This window comes from Nocardia sp. NPDC059195 (assembly GCF_042754695.1).
GTDB lineage: Bacteria > Actinomycetota > Actinomycetes > Mycobacteriales > Mycobacteriaceae > Nocardia.
In genome coordinates, this window is the sequence record NZ_JBHZBG010000029.1 from 73094 (window position 1) to 88567 (window position 15474).

Here is a 15474-nt window from a genome sequence, read left to right on the forward strand (position 1 = left end):
TAGCCTAACTTCGATTTCAATTGTGGATTGTGACCCGCATCACCGGACCGGCCTTCCTGTCGCCGGAACCGGCCACTCCTGCGGCGTTGTCGGCGAGCGGAATCAACAGTGGCGCAGAGTGTCCGGTGCCGCAGGAGCCCTGTCGTTCAGCGCGGAACGGCAGGGCCCCTCGCCGGTGACGGAAGTGGCTGTGCCACAGCTGTGCTCGACGGCACCGATCAGGCTGATCGGCGCTCGGTGGTTTTCACCTTCGCGCTGCCGAGCTGACGGATCAGATCGTCGGTGCCGCTGACGGCCCCGCAGCGGCGGGCGACGTAGTTCAGCGCCATGATGTGTTCATCGCGGCTGAAGTCGGCGGTGGCGTCGTGGACGAGGAACGGGCGCACGTCGCCCATGAAAGCTTCCGCGGCACTGAGCATGCAGCCCATGTGGGTGTAGACGCCGGTGATGAGGAGCTGGTCGCGGCCGTAGTAGCCGAGCAGTTCACGCAGGTCGGTGCGCTGGAAGGCGGAGTAGCGCCACTTGGTGACCTGGATGTCGCGCGGATCGGGGGCGATGGCGTTGATCACCTCGGTATCGGCGCCCTCGGCCATACCGGTGCCCCAGAAATCGGCGAGAATGCCGCGCCGCGAGGGATGCTGGTCGCCGGGTTGCATGGTGTAGATGACCGGAATGTCGAGCTGGTGGCAGTGGTCGCGCAGCTTGGCGATATTAGCGATGAGAGTGCGGGCGGGATCGCGGTGCAGGTCGTAGGCGTCAAGGAAGTACTGCTGCATGTCGTGGATCAGCAGTGCGCTACGGCCGGGTTCGGCGGTCCAGTCGACCCGATCGGCGGTGAACTCGTCCGCGGTCGGCATCGGATAGGGCGCGATCGGGGGTATGGGCATGGTGAGTCTCTCGTTCGGCGTAGTAGTCGGCGGGGTCAGCCGACGGTGACGGGCAGGTCGGCGATACCGAGTGGCCCGAGGATGCGCTGGAATTTCCCGGTGGTCTCGGCCAATTCGGCCGCGGGGTCGGAGGCGGCGACGATCCCGCCGCCAGCGTGGGCGCGCAGGGTGGTGCCGTCGGCGGACAGCTCGGCGCAGCGGATGCTCACCATCCATTCGCCGTTGCCGTCGGCATCGCACCAGCCGACCGCGCCTGCGTAGAAACCGCGCTCGCCCTCGAGTTCGGCGATCAGGCGCGCCGCGGTGCCGGTCGGCGTGCCGCAGATCGCGGGGGTGGGGTGCAGCGCCACCGCGAGTTCCAGCGCGGACGGCCCGGCCAGCGGGACGGTCGCCGAGATCGGGGTGCCGAGGTGCCACATCGCCGGCGTCTCGGTGAGTTCCGGTGCGGGCGTGTCGACTTCGGCACAGCGGTCGCTCAGCACGGCAGCGACCTGGTTGACGACATAGCGGTGTTCGGCTTGATCCTTGGCCGAGGTGAGCAGGGTGTCGGCGGCCCTGCGGTCTGCCTGGGGGTTGTCGAGAATGCGGCGGGTCGAACCTGCCAGCGGATGACTCAGCACCTCGTTACCGTTGCGGCGCACCAGGACCTCCGGGCTGGCTCCGACGAGATGGCGACCGGGATATCGCCCACCGGCGGCGGAGAGGTCGACCAGGAACCCGTTCGACAGCGGGTCGGAGCCGACCATCAGGTCGAGGATGTCCATGGCCCGGACCGGTGTCGGCGAGACGGCGCGGAGTGCCCTGGCCAGCACGACTTTGCGGATCGGATGCGTCGGGTCGGCGAGCAGCTCGACTGCGGTGGCGACGCGGCGCTGGTGTTCAGCGGGCGCGGGCACCGCCTCGTCGAGCTCGAACCCGGGTACCGCGACGTGCGGCCGGGGCAGGTGTGGCGAGTCGGTGACGGTGACCGAATCCGGCGCCCACAGCGCCGTCGGCGCGCCCGGGGTGAAGGGCAGTGCGCCGACGATGTGGCTGATCCGCCCACTGCGCAGCGCGGTCACCGCGTCGTGCGCCGAGCGGAAGATCGTCCCGCCCGCGGATGCGGACACAGTCCGTTGCGGACGGGACAGTACGAAAGCGGGGTCTGAACTGTCGGTACTGATGGTGATCACCCTTTCGGTCACATATCTAGCGTTGCGCCACCGTCGACCCGCAGGTCATGCATGGTGATGTGGCGGGCGCCGTCGGACGCCAGGAAGTGGACGGCCGAGGCGACGTCGGCGGGAGCGGCGATGCGGCGCAATGGGATTCCGAGCCGGTAGGCGGCGGGATCACCGTCGAGCAGTGCGGTCTCGGCGGCTTCGTCGAGTGGCGTGCCGCCGAACAGGTCGCGCAGCATAGCCGTGTCGGTGGAACCGGGGGACACCAGATTGACGCGCACGCCGAGCGGAGCTACCTGCAGGGCAAGGGATTTGGTGAAGGCGACGGCGGCGGCCTTGGCGGCACCATAGGCGGCCATGCCGACCCGGGGCGTCGCTGCGGCATTGGAGGAGACCACGACGATCGCTCCGCTTCCCGCGGCGGCCATCTCGGTGGCGGCGCGCTGGGTGACCAGCATGGTTCCGGTGGCGTTCACGGTCAGACAGTGGATCCAGCCGGCCAGGTCGAGATCGAGCGGAGTGCCACCGACCATGATACCGGCGGCGTGCACAAGCACCTCGACAGTGCCGTGCTCGGCGGTGAGCCGGTCGAAGGCCGCGCGCACGGCCTCGGCGTCGGTGATGTCTACGGTGACACCGTGGACGGCGGCGCCGCTCCTGGGAAGGGTTGCCGTCCTGGCACTTCCGTCGCTACGGCGCGACGTGTCATCATCGAGCGGGGCGGCGCTCGCCATCGTCGCGGCGATGGCGGTGGCGGTCTCGTGCACCGCCGGGTCGAGATCCCACAGCGAGACCACGCGGTCCTCGGCAGCGAATCGCGCGGCGATCGCGGCTCCGATACCCCCGGCCGCGCCCGTGACGACGACGAGTCGTCCGCTGGAATCACTATCAAGCATGAGGTTAGCCTAACCTGAATCTGCGGTCGGTTGGTTAGCTTCCCTCAGAACCCCCGACGGCAACACCGGAATGCCCGCTGGAAAGAGGTGCTCGACTTGACCGAACCCGTACTCCCCGGCTTCACCCCGTGGCCCGCTGACCTTATGCAACGCTACCGGGGCCAGAACCTTTGGGCCGGTGAGACATTCGGTGACGTACTCGCCGCGCGCGCCACCGCCACTCCGGATCGGATCGCGGTCCTCGACACCGCCAACCGCTGGACCTACGCCGAACTCCACCACCGGTCGCGCTCGCTCGCTACCGGCCTGGCGCGCCTGGGCATCACGCCGGGCGACCGGGTGCTGGTGCAGCTGCCCAATCGTGCGGAATTCGTCGAGGTGATCTTCGCGCTGTTCGAGCTCGGCGCGCTGCCGGTATTCTGTCTGCCCGCGCACCGCGCCGCCGAGCTGGTGCCGATCGCCAAAGCCGCCGCGGCGACCGCGATGATCACCAGCGCGACGTATCAGCGTTTCGACTATGCCGCGCTGGCGGAGTCGGTGCGCGCCGAGGTGCCCGGCCTGCGGCATGTCCTGCTCGTCCTCGACGAGGATCAGACGGCGCCCGACGGTACCGACGACCTCGCCGAATTCCGTGACGAGCCAACGGATCTGCCGGGTCCGACGGCCGGTGATGTCGCGTTCCTGCAGCTGTCCGGCGGCAGCACCGGCATTCCGAAACTCATCGCCCGCACCCACGACGACTACCTCTACAGCGTGCGCCGCAGCGCCGAGATCTGCGAACTCGACAGCGACACGGTCTATCTCGCGACGCTGCCGGTCGCGCACAACTTCCCGATGAGCTCGCCGGGCATTCTCGGCGCGCTGTGGGCCGGTGGCACGGTGGCGATGACGCCCGATCCCACTCCGGCGACAGCCTTCCCATTGATCGAGCGGTTCGGTGTCACCATCACCGGCCTGGTGCCGCCCCTGGCCCGGCTGTGGACCGAGCGCGCCGAGGCGGGCTCGACACCCGACCTGTCCAGCCTGCGGGTGCTCCAGGTGGGTGGCGCCCGCTGCCAGGACGAACTGGCCCGCCGGATCGGGCCCGCGCTCGGGGTCACCCTGCAGCAGGTGTTCGGGATGGCCGAGGGCCTCGTCTGCTACACCCGCCTCGACGATCCGATCGAGGCGGTGGTGAGCACACAGGGGCGGCCGATGTCGGAGTTCGACCAGATCGCGGTCGTCGACGACCACGGTGTCGAGGTGGCGCCGGGCGGGCAGGGCAATCTGATCACCCAGGGCCCGTACACGATTCGCGGCTACTACGACAATCCCGAGGCCGATGCCCGCAGCTTCACCGACGCAGGCTGGTACCGCACCGGAGATATCGTCTCGGTGCGGCCCGACGGCAATCTGGTGGTCGCGGGCCGGGCCGGTGACTGGGTGAACCGTGGCGGGGAGAAGGTGTCGGCCGAGGAACTGGAGGCGCTGCTGCTCGAGCATCCCGACGTGCGCGACGCGGTGATCATCGGTACTCCCGATCCCGTTCTCGGCCAGCGGATCTGCGCGTTCGTGCAGCCGGTCGACCCGGCGCGACGACCCACCTTGATCACGGTGCGCAAGTTCGTGCGCGGTCGCGGGGTCGCGGCCTGGAAGATGCCCGACGCGGTGGTCGTGGTCGAACAGTTCCCCGAGACCGGCGTCGGCAAGACCAGCCGCAAGGAGCTGCGGCAGTTGCTGGCCGACGGCGCGTACGGGAACTGAACCCGCCAAGGGGTGGCGTGCCTGCCACGCCACCCCTGCGGCTCAGGCCAGCAGTTCGATCCATGATCCGAGGACGGGCTCGCCTGCGAGCGTGGGGAAGTCGACCTCGGCGTGGCCGGCGGAGCGCCATTTCTCGACCAGCGACATGATGCGCACCGAATCGAGCCCGGCGTCGAGCAGATCGGTCGCCGCGGTCAGTTCGGCCGGGTCGACGCCCAGCACGTCTGCCACGTCACCGATCACCTGTTCGTCGGTCATGTCTCAGTCCTCTCGATCGAAGTCGGCGATGCCGCGCTTCCAGTACCCGGCGATGAGCGAGTCCTTGGGGCCCAGGCCCAGGTCGTTGCGGATGATCTTGCGGACCCCGCGCAGGCAGCCCGCCTCGCCCGCCACCCACGCGTAAACGCGGTGTCCGGCAGGCACTTCCACTGCGCGCACGGCTTGCTCGAGAATGTCGCTGGTGCCCGGCTCCAGCTCGCCGCGGTGCAGCCATCGCACAGTGACACCGGCGGGCGAATCGAGCGGGATCTCCTCCTCGGGACCGGCCACCTCGATCAGCGCCCAGCCGGTGGTGTCGCGCGGCATGCGCTCGAGCCAGCGGGCGATGGCGGGCAGCGCGGTGATGTCACCGGCGAGCAGATAGTCGTCGTAGGACTCCGGGATAACGACGCCGCCGGGCGGACCGGCGATGTGGACCTTGGTGCCCGGGGTGACCGAACTGGCCCAATCGGAAGCGAGGCCGCCGGGATGGATGACGAAATCGATGTCGAGTTCGCCGTCTTCGATGCTGTGACGGCGCACGGTGTACTCGCGCGAGACCGGTCGCGGGTTTCCCCACTCGAGCATCTGGCCCTCGAGCTTGGGCAGCCGGAGTACGCCGTCCTCGCTCGGGAAGATCAGGCGCACATGCTCATCCGGCACGTAGCTGTGGAACTGCGCGATCTCCGGGCCGCCGAAGGTGATCCGCAGCAGCGCCGCGCCGACGGGGACGACCCGCAACACCTCCACTTCCTGCAGACCGATCGGGTACGGCACCTTGGCGCCGTGGTCCCCGGCGAGCACCTCGGCGATGCTCGCGGCGTAGTCACTGCGATCCTTCACCGTTGTTCCTTTCTGTGCAGCGGCCCGGCGGCGAGCGCCATCAGGCAGGTGAGTACCAGGACCGCGACGCCGTAGAGCACGAGCGCGCGTCCAGGAGCGAACATTTGGCCGACGAATCCGGCCACCATGGAGCCGACCGCGGTACCGGCGACCGACTGCACCATGAGCAGACCCGACATGCGCCCACGCATGTGGTCGGGCGTGGCTTGTTGCAGCATGGTGTAGCGCAACACCATGTTCACCGCCCTGGCGAGGCCGAACCCGGCAAGCCCGAGGAACACCAGCGCCGCGTGCGACCACAGCCCGGCCGCGATCACGCCGATCGGCATCAGCGCCAGCGAGATCAGCAGTGCCCGACCGGTATTCACGCGGCCCATCCAGCCGCTGGTGAGCGTGCCGAGCACCGCACCGGCGCCGGGTGCCGCGTAGAGCAGGCCGAGGGTGCCGGGTCCGGCGTCGAGTTCGACATCGGCGAAGGCGGGTAGCAGCACCAGCGGTCCGCTGACGAGCATCCCGATCAGCCCGGTCAGCAGGATGAGCCGGATGGATTCGTGGCGCACCGCGAAGGAGATGCCCGCGGCGAGCTCACGCACCGGGTTCTCCAGGTCTCGCTCGGGCGGCGGCGACGGTCCGATCGCGGTGATCAGCCCGACGGTCGCGGTGGTCGCGAGGGCGCAGAGGAAATAGGCCGTGGCCACACCGGTTTTCGCGACGAGCAGACCGGCGATCGCCGGGGTGATCATCGTGCCGAGGTCGGTTGTCAGCGAGACCAGCGCGCCCGCGGCCGCCACCTTCTCGCGGCCGACCAGCACCGGAACCATGGCCATCAGCGCCGAACCGCTCACCCCGCCCGCGAGGCCGTCGATGACAGCGGCGAGATAGATCGCGGGCAAGACCGGATCCGGCAGCACGGCGTTCACACCGAGCAGCAGGAATCCGATACCCGCGGCACTGCGCGACCATTGGATCACCGAGCGACGGTCGTACCGGTCGGCGACCACACCGCCCGCGAGACTGCCGAGGAACAGCGCAGCCGCCGTCGTGGTGGCGACACCGGCGACCTGCACACTGGACCCGGTCAGCTGATAGACCTGCAGCGGCAGGGCAACCATGAGCAGCCCGATGCCGAGCACCGACACCAGCCGCGCCGCGAACGCGCACCGGAAGGGGCGCGACTCCCGCAGGGGGCTGAGGTCGATGAGCAGTCCGCCGGGAGCGCTCACTTGAAGCGTTCCACGAGCAGATCGAGGGTGGTCATGACGGTGCGGTAGTCGGGCCGCGAGCTGGTGGCAGGCAGTTCGAAGACGGTATTCGCCGTGAACGAGGGCAGCGTGGCGTACATCGGGTCGGCACGCAGTTCCTCGAGCGAACGACCGCCACTGAGCGGGATGGTGAACAGCACCGGCGCGTCGATCACGGTGTTGATCAGCTCAGGACTGAAGCTGATGAAGTCGGCGCTCTGCTCCTTGGCGGGGTTGCCCGCCCTGGCCTCCAGCTGGGTGTCGAGGGTGAAGCCGACCTCCGCGAGCAGGGCGGGCAGGGCGGCGGTGGGCACGAAGACGGTCGGCTTCTGGCTCTTGATCGACTGCATCACCATGGTCGCGCCGACAGGCGGCTTGATCTTGCTCTTGGCCTCGGCCAGCTTGGCCTGGTAGTTCGCGATCAAGGTGTCGACGTTGGCGGGCTTGTTGACGGTCTCGGCGATGAACCGCAGCTGGTCCTGCCAGTAGGTGGTCTCGGTCGGCATCAGCACGGTCGGGGCGATCGCGCTGAGCTGGTCGTAGGCATTGACCGACTGCTGGCCCGGATAGCCCTGGCCGCCGCCGATGATCAGATCGGGGCGCTGGGCGGCGATGAACTCGAGGTTGATGCTCTCGCCGGACGGCACAGCCTGCGTGCCCTGCTTCTTCGCGTCCTCGGCCCACCCGGCGGGGAACTCGCCCGGCTTGTTCGGGACGCCGAGCAGGCGCGGATCCGCCGCCACGACCGTGGCCTCGAGGTCGTAGAGATAGCCCGCCAGATTGCCGTTGAGTACGACGATGCGCTGCGGGTGGGCGGGCACCTTGACGGTGCCCTTCGCGGACGGCACCTCACGTGGGCCTGCGTCGGCGGCGTCGGTGGACGAGCTACCGCACGCGGTGAGCACCGCGACCAGCGCGAGAACCAGGAGGGCGAGCGCGGCGCGGAAACGGCCTGTTGATCGATGGGTGAACATGAACGGGGTTTTCCTCATTTTCTTCCGATGGCTGCGCAGTGTCATCTCAGTGCACCTGCGCGGCGTTCTCTGCTAGCGGAATCACCAGTGGCGTACCGGTTTCCGGGTCTTCGATGATTCGGCACCGCAGCGAGAACACTTCGTGGACCAGCTCCGCGGTGACGATCTCGGCGGGCAGCCCGCAGGCGGCGACCTGCCCATCGCGCATGGCGATCAGGTGGTCGGCGTAGCGGAAGGCATGGTTGAGGTCGTGCAGTACCGCGACGATCGTGCGTCCCGAATCGCGATTGAGTGAGCGGCACAGATCCAGCAGCTGGATCTGGTAGGCGATATCGAGATAGGTGGTCGGCTCGTCGAGCAGGATGATGGGCGTCTGCTGGGCGAGCACCATCGAGATCCACACCCGCTGCCGCTGACCACCCGATAGTTCGTCGACCGGACGCGCCGACAAATCGGCGATGCCGGTGGCCGCCATCGCCGCCGCGACCGCCTCCTCATCGGTGCGCGACCACTGACGAAGCAGCGTCTGATGCGGATAGCGGCCGCGGGCAACGAGATCCGCCACGCGGATGCCGTCGGGCGCGGTCGAGGTCTGCGGCAGCAGGCCGATCTGACGGGCCAATTCCTTCGCTGGATAGTCGGTCACCGGCTTGCCGTCGAGGAGCACCATCCCGGATTCCGGGGTGAGCAACCGGGCCAGCGCGCGCAGCAGCGTGGACTTGCCGCAGGCGTTCGGGCCGATGATCACGGTGAACTTCCCGTCCGGGATGTCCACGGAGAGTTGATCACTGATCGTGGTGTTCTTGTAGCCGAGCCGAACCTGGTCGGCGCGCAACCGCGCGGCGTGAGAGTCGTTCATATCGCTTTCCCTATTTGCGTCGCGCTTCGGCGACGAGCAGATACGCCAGGTACAGGCCGCCGATCGAGCCGGTGACGATGCCGACTGGGATGGTGGTGGGTGCGAAGGCGTGCTGGGCGATCCAGTCGCAGGTGATCAGCAAGGTCGCACCCATCGCGGCGGAGGGGACCAACGCGATCGACGGGGTGCGGGTGAGTCTGCGCGCCAGGTGTGGTGCGGCCAGGGCGACGAAGACGATCGGCCCGGCGACGGCCGTTGCCAGCGAGGTGAATCCGACGCTGAGCGCGATCAGCCAGCCGGTCGCCTTGCTCGCATCGAGCCCGAGGGCACGCGCCGTGTCGTCACCGAGTTCGAGGATCTGCAGGCGGGGCGCGGCCGGGATCAGCGCCAGCGCCAGCACGGCCAGGATGATCATCGTGGGTGCGACCTGTGGCCACGACAGTCCGTTGAGCGAGCCCGCTCCCCAGGCCGCCGCCGACATCGCCGCGTCCAGGTCGGCCCGCATGATCAGCCAGGTGTTGACCGAGGCGAGCATGGCGCTCACGCCGATGCCGACGATGATCAGCCGAAAGCCGGTCACGTTGTGCCGGAAGGCCAGCAGATGGATCGCCAGGGCGGCGCCGAGGCCACCGATCATCGCGCCCGCCGCGGTCTGGAAGTTCCCGCCGCCGAGCGTCAGGATCACCAGCAGCGCACCGGTGTAGGCGCCGGTGCTGAACCCGATGATGTCGGGGCTGCCCAGCGGATTGCGGGTGACCGACTGCAGGATCGCGCCACTGACGCCGAGTGCCGCACCGAGCGCCAGCGCGATCAGGATGCGCGGCAGTCGCCAGTCCCACACCACCAGCCGGTCGAAGCGCTCGTCGCCGACGAACAGCGCGCGCAGCACGCGCGGCGCGGGAATCGGGAAATCGCCGGTGCCAAGGGCGAATACGGCGGTGGCGATGGCGATGGCGAGCAGAATCGCGCACACCACCACGGTGCGCACGCCGATCCTGGTGGTGAGACCGAGGCGCCGCGGTCGCACAATCAGCATGGTGCGCCCGAAATCGATTTTCGTACTCATGCGGCTCCCACTCGTGAACGGCGCGCCAGCCAGATCAGCATCGGCGCACCGAGAAACGCTGTGACCAGGCCGGCGGGTACCTCGTCGGGACGAATGATGATGCGGCCGAGAATGTCGGCGGTGAGTACCAGCAGTGGCGCGAGCACCAGCGAGTACCCGAAGATCCAGCGCTGATCGGGACCGACCAGCCAGCGGGCGATGTGCGGCACCGCGAGACCGACGAAGGCGATCGGGCCGACGGCCGCGGTCGCGGTCCCACACAGCAGCACCAGCGCCAGTGCGGTGAGCACCCGCGTGCGGGTTACGTGCACGCCCAGTGAACGGGCCAGATCATCGCCGAGGGCAACGACATTGAGCGAACGTGTGCAGACCGCCGCGATCAGCAGCCCGACCACGATGAACGGCGCGGCGCCCGCGATGATGTCGAACCCGCGGCCGGTGAGCGAACCGGCGTCCCAGCGCCGCATCTCGTCGAAAGCCTTGGGGTCGAGCAGCATCAGGCCCCGGGTGAGTCCGCCCAGCACCGCGGTGGCGGCGACGCCGGCCAGGGTCAGGCGGATCGGATCGGTGCCGGTCTGGCCCGCGGTGCCGAGCCGGTACACGACCACCGAGACCAGCGCCGCGCCAACGAATCCGAACCACACATAGGATGTGATCTCATTCATACCGAGTAGTCCCACCGCGATCGTGATCGCGAAAGCCGCACCCGCGTTGACGCCCAGTAGTCCGGGGTCGGCGAGCGGGTTGCGGGTCAGCCCTTGCATCAGGCAGCCCGCGACCCCGAGGGCCAGCCCGCAGAGCAGTCCGAGAACCGTTCTCGGCAACCGGTATTCGGCGACGGTTACGTGGTCGGGCGTGGTCGCAGGACCGGTCAGTGCCAGCCAGACTTCGCCGACCGGAATCGATTTCGTGCCGACCAGCAGGCTCAGCAAGCAGGCTGCGATCAGCAGTGCGACCGTCAGCAGCCAGCCGAACCAGCGCGGACTTCTCATCAGGGGAATCTCTCTCACTTCGAACTACACCATTTGGGAGGTTAGCCTAAGAAACGGCTAGATAGGTGAGCCTTGCCTGACTGCAAAAGAGTTTAGTGAAGGCAAGGTCTTGATAGGTGAGGCTAACCTGTCTAAAGTGCCACCTGTTCAAGATCGGTGCGAATCGGTCACAACAGTTGATGAGGACATCCACGATGCGAAAAATGCTTGCGGCCACCGCGCTGGCCACGGCCGCGCTGGCCGTTGCCGGCGGAACGGCGAACGCGGACACCTTTGTTCCGCTCCCCGACGGCGAGAAGGCCGGTCCCGGTGTGGTGATCAAGCGAGTGGGGGAAAGTGCCCTGATCTCGCCGTCGATGGCGGCCAACGGCGCCGGTCGCGTGGCGTGGGTGAGCGGAACCGTGCTGGCCGAGGTCGCCGAGACCCCGAAGGGTGATCCCCGGCCGTGGGTCGGCGGTGCAGGCAACCCGGGCACCAACAACTCTTCGACGCACGGCTCCTCGCGGATCAACACCGGCTACATCGTCGGCTGCCAGGTGAGCATCGACGACAACGCGATCTCGGCCGGCGTCTCCGGTGGCATCTCCACCAGCGGCGTGAACGCGGGTGGCTCGCTTGGCGTCAAGATCGGCCCGGGTGAAGTGAAGTTCGTCGGCGTCGAGGGCTTCGACATCGTCGAGAAGGGCAACTACCACGTCAGCTACAAGGACGTCGAGCTGCAGATCCAGGGTTGCGCCGGTTACGCGCAGGCCCGGTCCTACACCGTGGTGGAGATCATCGGCGACAACTACTCCAAGACCACCCTCTACGGTGCTCCGTTCAGCATCGGCTGACCTGGTCGCCCCCCTTTTCGACGAATAGGAATCTCTCCATGACCACCTTCAAGAAGGCGACCGCCCGCCTGGCCGGCGTCGCTGGAGCCGCGGCTGTCGCGCTCGGTCTGCTCTCCACCGGCGCCGCGAACGCCGACACCTTCATCCCGCTGCCCGGCGGCGAGATCACCGAGACCCTGCCCGACGGCACCCCGGTGACCATCCGGCTGGTCAACGAGTCGGTCAACATCAGCCCGTCCATGGGCGCGACTCCGCTGCACCGCAATGTCTGGGCCTCCGGCCGGGCCGAGGTGCAGGTCCACGGTGAGCACAAGGGCGTGAAGCTCTACCCGGGCTACGTCGTCGGCTGTCAGGTCGACATCTCCGGCGGTAACGCCAACGCCGGCGCCAACGGCGCGGTCAACGGCAACAAGGGCAGCGGCGGTGTGACCACCGGCGGCAACCTGACCCTCGGCCCCGGCCAGGCGTCGACCTTCTGGCTGCTCGATGTCGAGGGCCCGAACGCCTACGGCGAGCAGAGCAGCGTCCCCGCTATCAAGTTCTTCGGCGACAGTGGCTCGGTGACCTGGGCCGACTCGACGATCGGGCTCGCGGGCTGCGCGGGTTACGCACAGGCACGTTCCTTCGTCGCGGTCGAGGTGACCACCCAGTTCGGTCGTTCCGAGCTGCGTCTGTGGGGCCAGCCGTTCAGCCTCGGCTGATTGCTTCCGGTGAGTACGGACCCCGTGGGGAGCATCGCGCTCCCGGCGGGGTCCATCGCATGTCCTGGGTCAGTCCAACTCGTCGGCCGCGCGGTCGTTCGGTGCCGGAATGTGGCGCAGCAGCATCACGACCAGTCCTGCGGCGACGGCGGTGAGCCCGATGCCGACGATCGAATTCACCTGCAGTGCATGGGTGTAGGCCTCGCGTGCGATCGTGGTCAGCTCGGCGCCGAAGGGCTCGGGTAGCGCCGACGCGACGTACAGGGCGCCCGCGAGGGTGTCCTCGGCGGTGTGGGTGATCTCCGCTGGAAGTCCGGCGGGCAGTTGCTCGGTCATCTGCCCGCGGTAGACGGCCGTGCCGATGCTGCCGATCACCGCGACGCCGAGTGCGGCCGAGAGTTCCTGACCCGTTTCGGAGATGGCGGAGGCGGCACCGGCGCGTTCCGGATCAACCGCGCCGACGATCAGGTCGAGGCCGAGCACGAACATCGGGCTCAGGCCGAGCGAGAACACCACCATGCCGGTGACGATCAACGCGAGATCATCGCTGCCCGAGAGCTGGGTGAAGATCGCGTAACCGGCCATCGCGATCACCAGGCCGCCCGCCATCAGGTACGCGGGCCGGATCTTGGGTGCGAGCGCGCTCACCACGCCCGCCGCCACCACCATCGCGACCGCCTGCGGCACGGTCCACAATCCGGCCTCGAGCGCCGAAAGGCCGAGCACCAGTTGTAGATACTGCGAGAGCAACAGGAACAGCCCGCCCATCGCCAGCATGGCGACCATCAACGCGACGAGTGATCCGCTGAACCGGACATTGCCGAACAGCTGCAGGTCGATCAGCGGATTGGTGAGGCGCTGCTGGCGCAGGACGAACGCCGCGCCGAGGACCAGACCGGCCACCAGGACGCCGACGGCCTCGATCGACCAGCCGTCCTTAGCCAACTCCTTGATGCCGTAGATGACAGCCATCACCGACAGCAGCGACAGGATCGCGCTGAGAATGTCGAGCTTGCCCGGATTCGGGTCCTTGTACTCGGGCAACAGGAACGGGCCGCTGCCCAGCAGCAACACCATCGCGGGCACCGCGACCAGGAACACCGAACCCCACCAGAAGTTCTCCAGCATCGCGCCACCGACCAGCGGTCCGATCACCATGCCGACCATGAAACTGGTCATCCACACGCTGATCGCGGCGGTGCGCTGGCGGTCGTCGTGGAACATATTGCGGATCAGTGCCAGGGTGGACGGCATCAGGGTCGCGCCCGCGATACCGAGCAGCGCGCGGGTGCCGATCAGCATGTTCGCACTGGTCGAGTACGCGGCGATCACCGAGGCGACGCCGAAGGCCAGTGCGCCGATCATCAGGAGTTTGCGGCGGCCGATGCGGTCGCCGAGCGTGCCCATGGTGATGAGGAAACCGGCGACCAGGAAGCCGTAGATGTCGAGGATCCACAGCAGTTGTGAGCTGCTCGGTTCGAGGGCTTCGCTGATGCTGGGGATCGCCAGGTAGAGCACGCTCAGGTCCATCGAGATGAGCAGCGTCGGCAGGGCGAGGACGGCCAGCCCGATCCACTCCTTGAATCCGGCCCTCGCGGTGGATTCCGGCGGGGACTGGTCGTGCTGAGTGGAGGTCACCCTACGACCGTACCGACGGATTCACCTCCGGTGCCAGTGAGTTTTCGCGGCGGTGTGCCCCATAAGTCATTGGACATTCCCGGCAGGCGGCCACGATGATGGGCTCGGTGTCCACACGTAATGAACAGCTCAGGCTCGTCGATTCGCCGCGTCAGCCGCAGGATCAGGGCGAGCCGTTTCCGTGGTCGGCGACCATCGACTCCACCTATTCGACCCGAGACGCGATCGACGCGTTGGCCCTGGCGCCCTTCCTGCGCGGCGATCAGCCATTCGCCCGCCAGGCCCACCTCGACCGGGTTCGCCCCGACGCGCCGCTGCGGCCCGCCGACTCGCGGATCGTGCGCTCGGTCGCCGACGACGACAGCAGTGCGCTGCTCGCGGCCGGTGACGGCTGGGCCCTGCGGGCCGTGCGATGGGCGAGTGGGTCGGCCACGATCGAAGTGACCGCGGTGAGCGACGAACTCGCCGTCGCGGTGTTGGCGCAGTCCACCGAGGGTGCGGCGCTGTCACGTGACAGCGAGGCTACGGTCGAGATGGGCTTCTGGCACATGGACGTTCGCCGCCCCGCGCGCAGACGACGCCAGATCGCGGCGCCCGCGTGGGCCGAGATTCGTGGTAACTACACCGGCTCGGTGGCCGCGGGCATGGAGCGATTGATGGGGCTCGGTGTCGCCGATATCAAGGGGCGGCTGGTGCTGCTGCACGGTGAGCCCGGCACCGGCAAAACCACCGCGCTGCGTGCGCTCGCGCGGTCATGGGCGCCATGGTGTCAGGTCGACTGTGTCGTAGATCCGGAAGAACTGTTCAGCAATCCCGGCTATCTCATGGAAGTCGCGGCAGGTGCCGACGGCGACGACGAGGACGGGCGGTGGCGGCTGCTCGTGCTGGAGGACTGCGATGAGCTGATTCGCGGTGAGGCGAAAGAGGCCGCGGGGCAGAAGCTTTCGCGTCTGCTCAATCTCACCGACGGCATGCTCGGGCAAGGGCGCAATGTGTTGATCGCGATCACCACCAATGAAGACCTCTCCCGGCTGCACCCTGCCGTCGTCCGGCCGGGTCGGTGCCTGGCTCAGCTCGAGGTAGGTCGGTTGTCGGGTGCGGAGGCCCGCGAGTGGCTGGCACGGCAGGACGGCGTCGTCGATGAGTCGGGCTTTCCTAACGGGGCGACCCTGGCCGAGTTGGTCGCTCAGCGTGACGGTGGGATCCAGATTCAGTCGACTATCGATCACTCGACGGATGTGGGTATGTACCTGTGACGATCGGTGGTGTTGGGCTCCAAGGGTTCGGTAGTCCCAGGCAGGTTTGACGCTGTGTTTATTGGCGCGCTGGCGCGCGCGTGTCCGCGGCCCCAAGGGGCCGCCGGTTAGCGCTCGAGACTAGAGC

At 68.0% G+C, this 15474-nt stretch carries 15 protein-coding genes; 4 read left to right on the forward strand and 11 right to left on the reverse strand.

What is annotated here, in order from left to right; genetic code table 11:
* Positions 1-218: 218 nt before the first annotated feature.
* The 3 genes from ACFXKN_RS27670 to ACFXKN_RS27680 all read right to left on the reverse strand — a co-directional run bounded on the left by ACFXKN_RS27670 (position 219) and on the right by ACFXKN_RS27680 (position 2943).
* Positions 219-887, reverse strand: coding sequence for an isochorismatase family protein (locus ACFXKN_RS27670; RefSeq protein ID WP_379434124.1), 669 nt, complete (start codon positions 885-887; stop codon positions 219-221).
* Between the two features lie 35 nt (positions 888-922).
* Positions 923-1996 (reverse strand): isochorismate synthase MenF, encoded by a 1074-nt coding sequence (locus ACFXKN_RS27675; protein WP_379434125.1) that lies wholly within the window; start codon positions 1994-1996, stop codon positions 923-925.
* A 71-nt stretch (positions 1997-2067) separates the two neighbouring features.
* The gene (locus tag ACFXKN_RS27680) at positions 2068-2943 is read right to left on the reverse strand and encodes an SDR family oxidoreductase (RefSeq protein ID WP_379434126.1); all 876 of its coding nucleotides are present in this window, start codon (positions 2941-2943) and stop codon (positions 2068-2070) included.
* A 144-nt stretch (positions 2944-3087) separates the two neighbouring features.
* Between ACFXKN_RS27680 and ACFXKN_RS27685 the strand changes: the two genes are divergently transcribed.
* On the forward strand, positions 3088-4686 hold the full coding sequence (locus tag ACFXKN_RS27685; protein ID WP_379434130.1) for a (2,3-dihydroxybenzoyl)adenylate synthase: 1599 nt from the start codon (positions 3088-3090) through the stop codon (positions 4684-4686).
* A 42-nt stretch (positions 4687-4728) separates the two neighbouring features.
* On the opposite strand, the gene ACFXKN_RS27690 is transcribed toward ACFXKN_RS27685, so the two are convergent.
* From ACFXKN_RS27690 to ACFXKN_RS27720, 7 genes are read right to left on the reverse strand one after another with little or no spacing between them, the layout of a single operon-like run.
* Positions 4729-4944, reverse strand: a complete 216-nt coding sequence (locus ACFXKN_RS27690; RefSeq protein ID WP_378963682.1) for a phosphopantetheine-binding protein — start codon at positions 4942-4944, stop codon at positions 4729-4731.
* Positions 4945-4947: 3 nt separating this feature from the next.
* Positions 4948-5787 carry a siderophore-interacting protein gene (locus ACFXKN_RS27695; RefSeq protein ID WP_378963681.1) on the reverse strand — a complete coding sequence of 280 codons (840 nt, stop codon included), beginning with the start codon at positions 5785-5787 and terminating at the stop codon, positions 4948-4950.
* Positions 5784-7010, reverse strand: coding sequence for an enterobactin transporter EntS (gene entS / locus ACFXKN_RS27700; RefSeq protein ID WP_378963680.1), 1227 nt, complete (start codon positions 7008-7010; stop codon positions 5784-5786). Before entS ends, ACFXKN_RS27695 begins: the two co-directional genes overlap by 4 nt.
* Positions 7007-8002: an ABC transporter substrate-binding protein gene (locus ACFXKN_RS27705; RefSeq protein ID WP_378963679.1), complete on the reverse strand. Its 996-nt coding sequence runs from the start codon at positions 8000-8002 to the stop codon at positions 7007-7009. Before ACFXKN_RS27705 ends, entS begins: the two co-directional genes overlap by 4 nt.
* Positions 8003-8048: 46 nt before the next feature.
* Positions 8049-8861: an ABC transporter ATP-binding protein gene (locus ACFXKN_RS27710; protein WP_378963678.1), complete on the reverse strand. Its 813-nt coding sequence runs from the start codon at positions 8859-8861 to the stop codon at positions 8049-8051.
* Between the two features lie 10 nt (positions 8862-8871).
* On the reverse strand, positions 8872-9927 hold the full coding sequence (locus tag ACFXKN_RS27715; RefSeq protein WP_378963676.1) for a FecCD family ABC transporter permease: 1056 nt from the start codon (positions 9925-9927) through the stop codon (positions 8872-8874).
* On the reverse strand, positions 9924-10919 hold the full coding sequence (locus tag ACFXKN_RS27720) for a FecCD family ABC transporter permease (protein WP_378963675.1): 996 nt from the start codon (positions 10917-10919) through the stop codon (positions 9924-9926). The genes ACFXKN_RS27715 and ACFXKN_RS27720 overlap by 4 nt, the downstream gene beginning before the upstream one ends.
* Positions 10920-11113: 194 nt before the next feature.
* Between ACFXKN_RS27720 and ACFXKN_RS27725 the strand changes: the two genes are divergently transcribed.
* Complete coding sequence (locus ACFXKN_RS27725; protein WP_379434127.1) at positions 11114-11752, forward strand: MspA family porin; 639 nt, start codon at positions 11114-11116, stop codon at positions 11750-11752.
* A gap of 38 nt (positions 11753-11790) precedes the next feature.
* On the forward strand, positions 11791-12453 hold the full coding sequence (locus tag ACFXKN_RS27730) for an MspA family porin (RefSeq protein ID WP_378963673.1): 663 nt from the start codon (positions 11791-11793) through the stop codon (positions 12451-12453).
* A gap of 69 nt (positions 12454-12522) precedes the next feature.
* Here ACFXKN_RS27730 and ACFXKN_RS27735 read toward each other — a convergent pair whose 3' ends face one another.
* Positions 12523-14091, reverse strand: coding sequence for an MFS transporter (locus ACFXKN_RS27735; protein ID WP_379434128.1), 1569 nt, complete (start codon positions 14089-14091; stop codon positions 12523-12525).
* 98 nt (positions 14092-14189) lie between these two features.
* Between ACFXKN_RS27735 and ACFXKN_RS27740 the strand changes: the two genes are divergently transcribed.
* Positions 14190-15347, forward strand: a complete 1158-nt coding sequence (locus ACFXKN_RS27740) for a DUF5925 domain-containing protein (protein WP_379434131.1) — start codon at positions 14190-14192, stop codon at positions 15345-15347.
* Positions 15348-15474 lie beyond the last annotated feature (127 nt).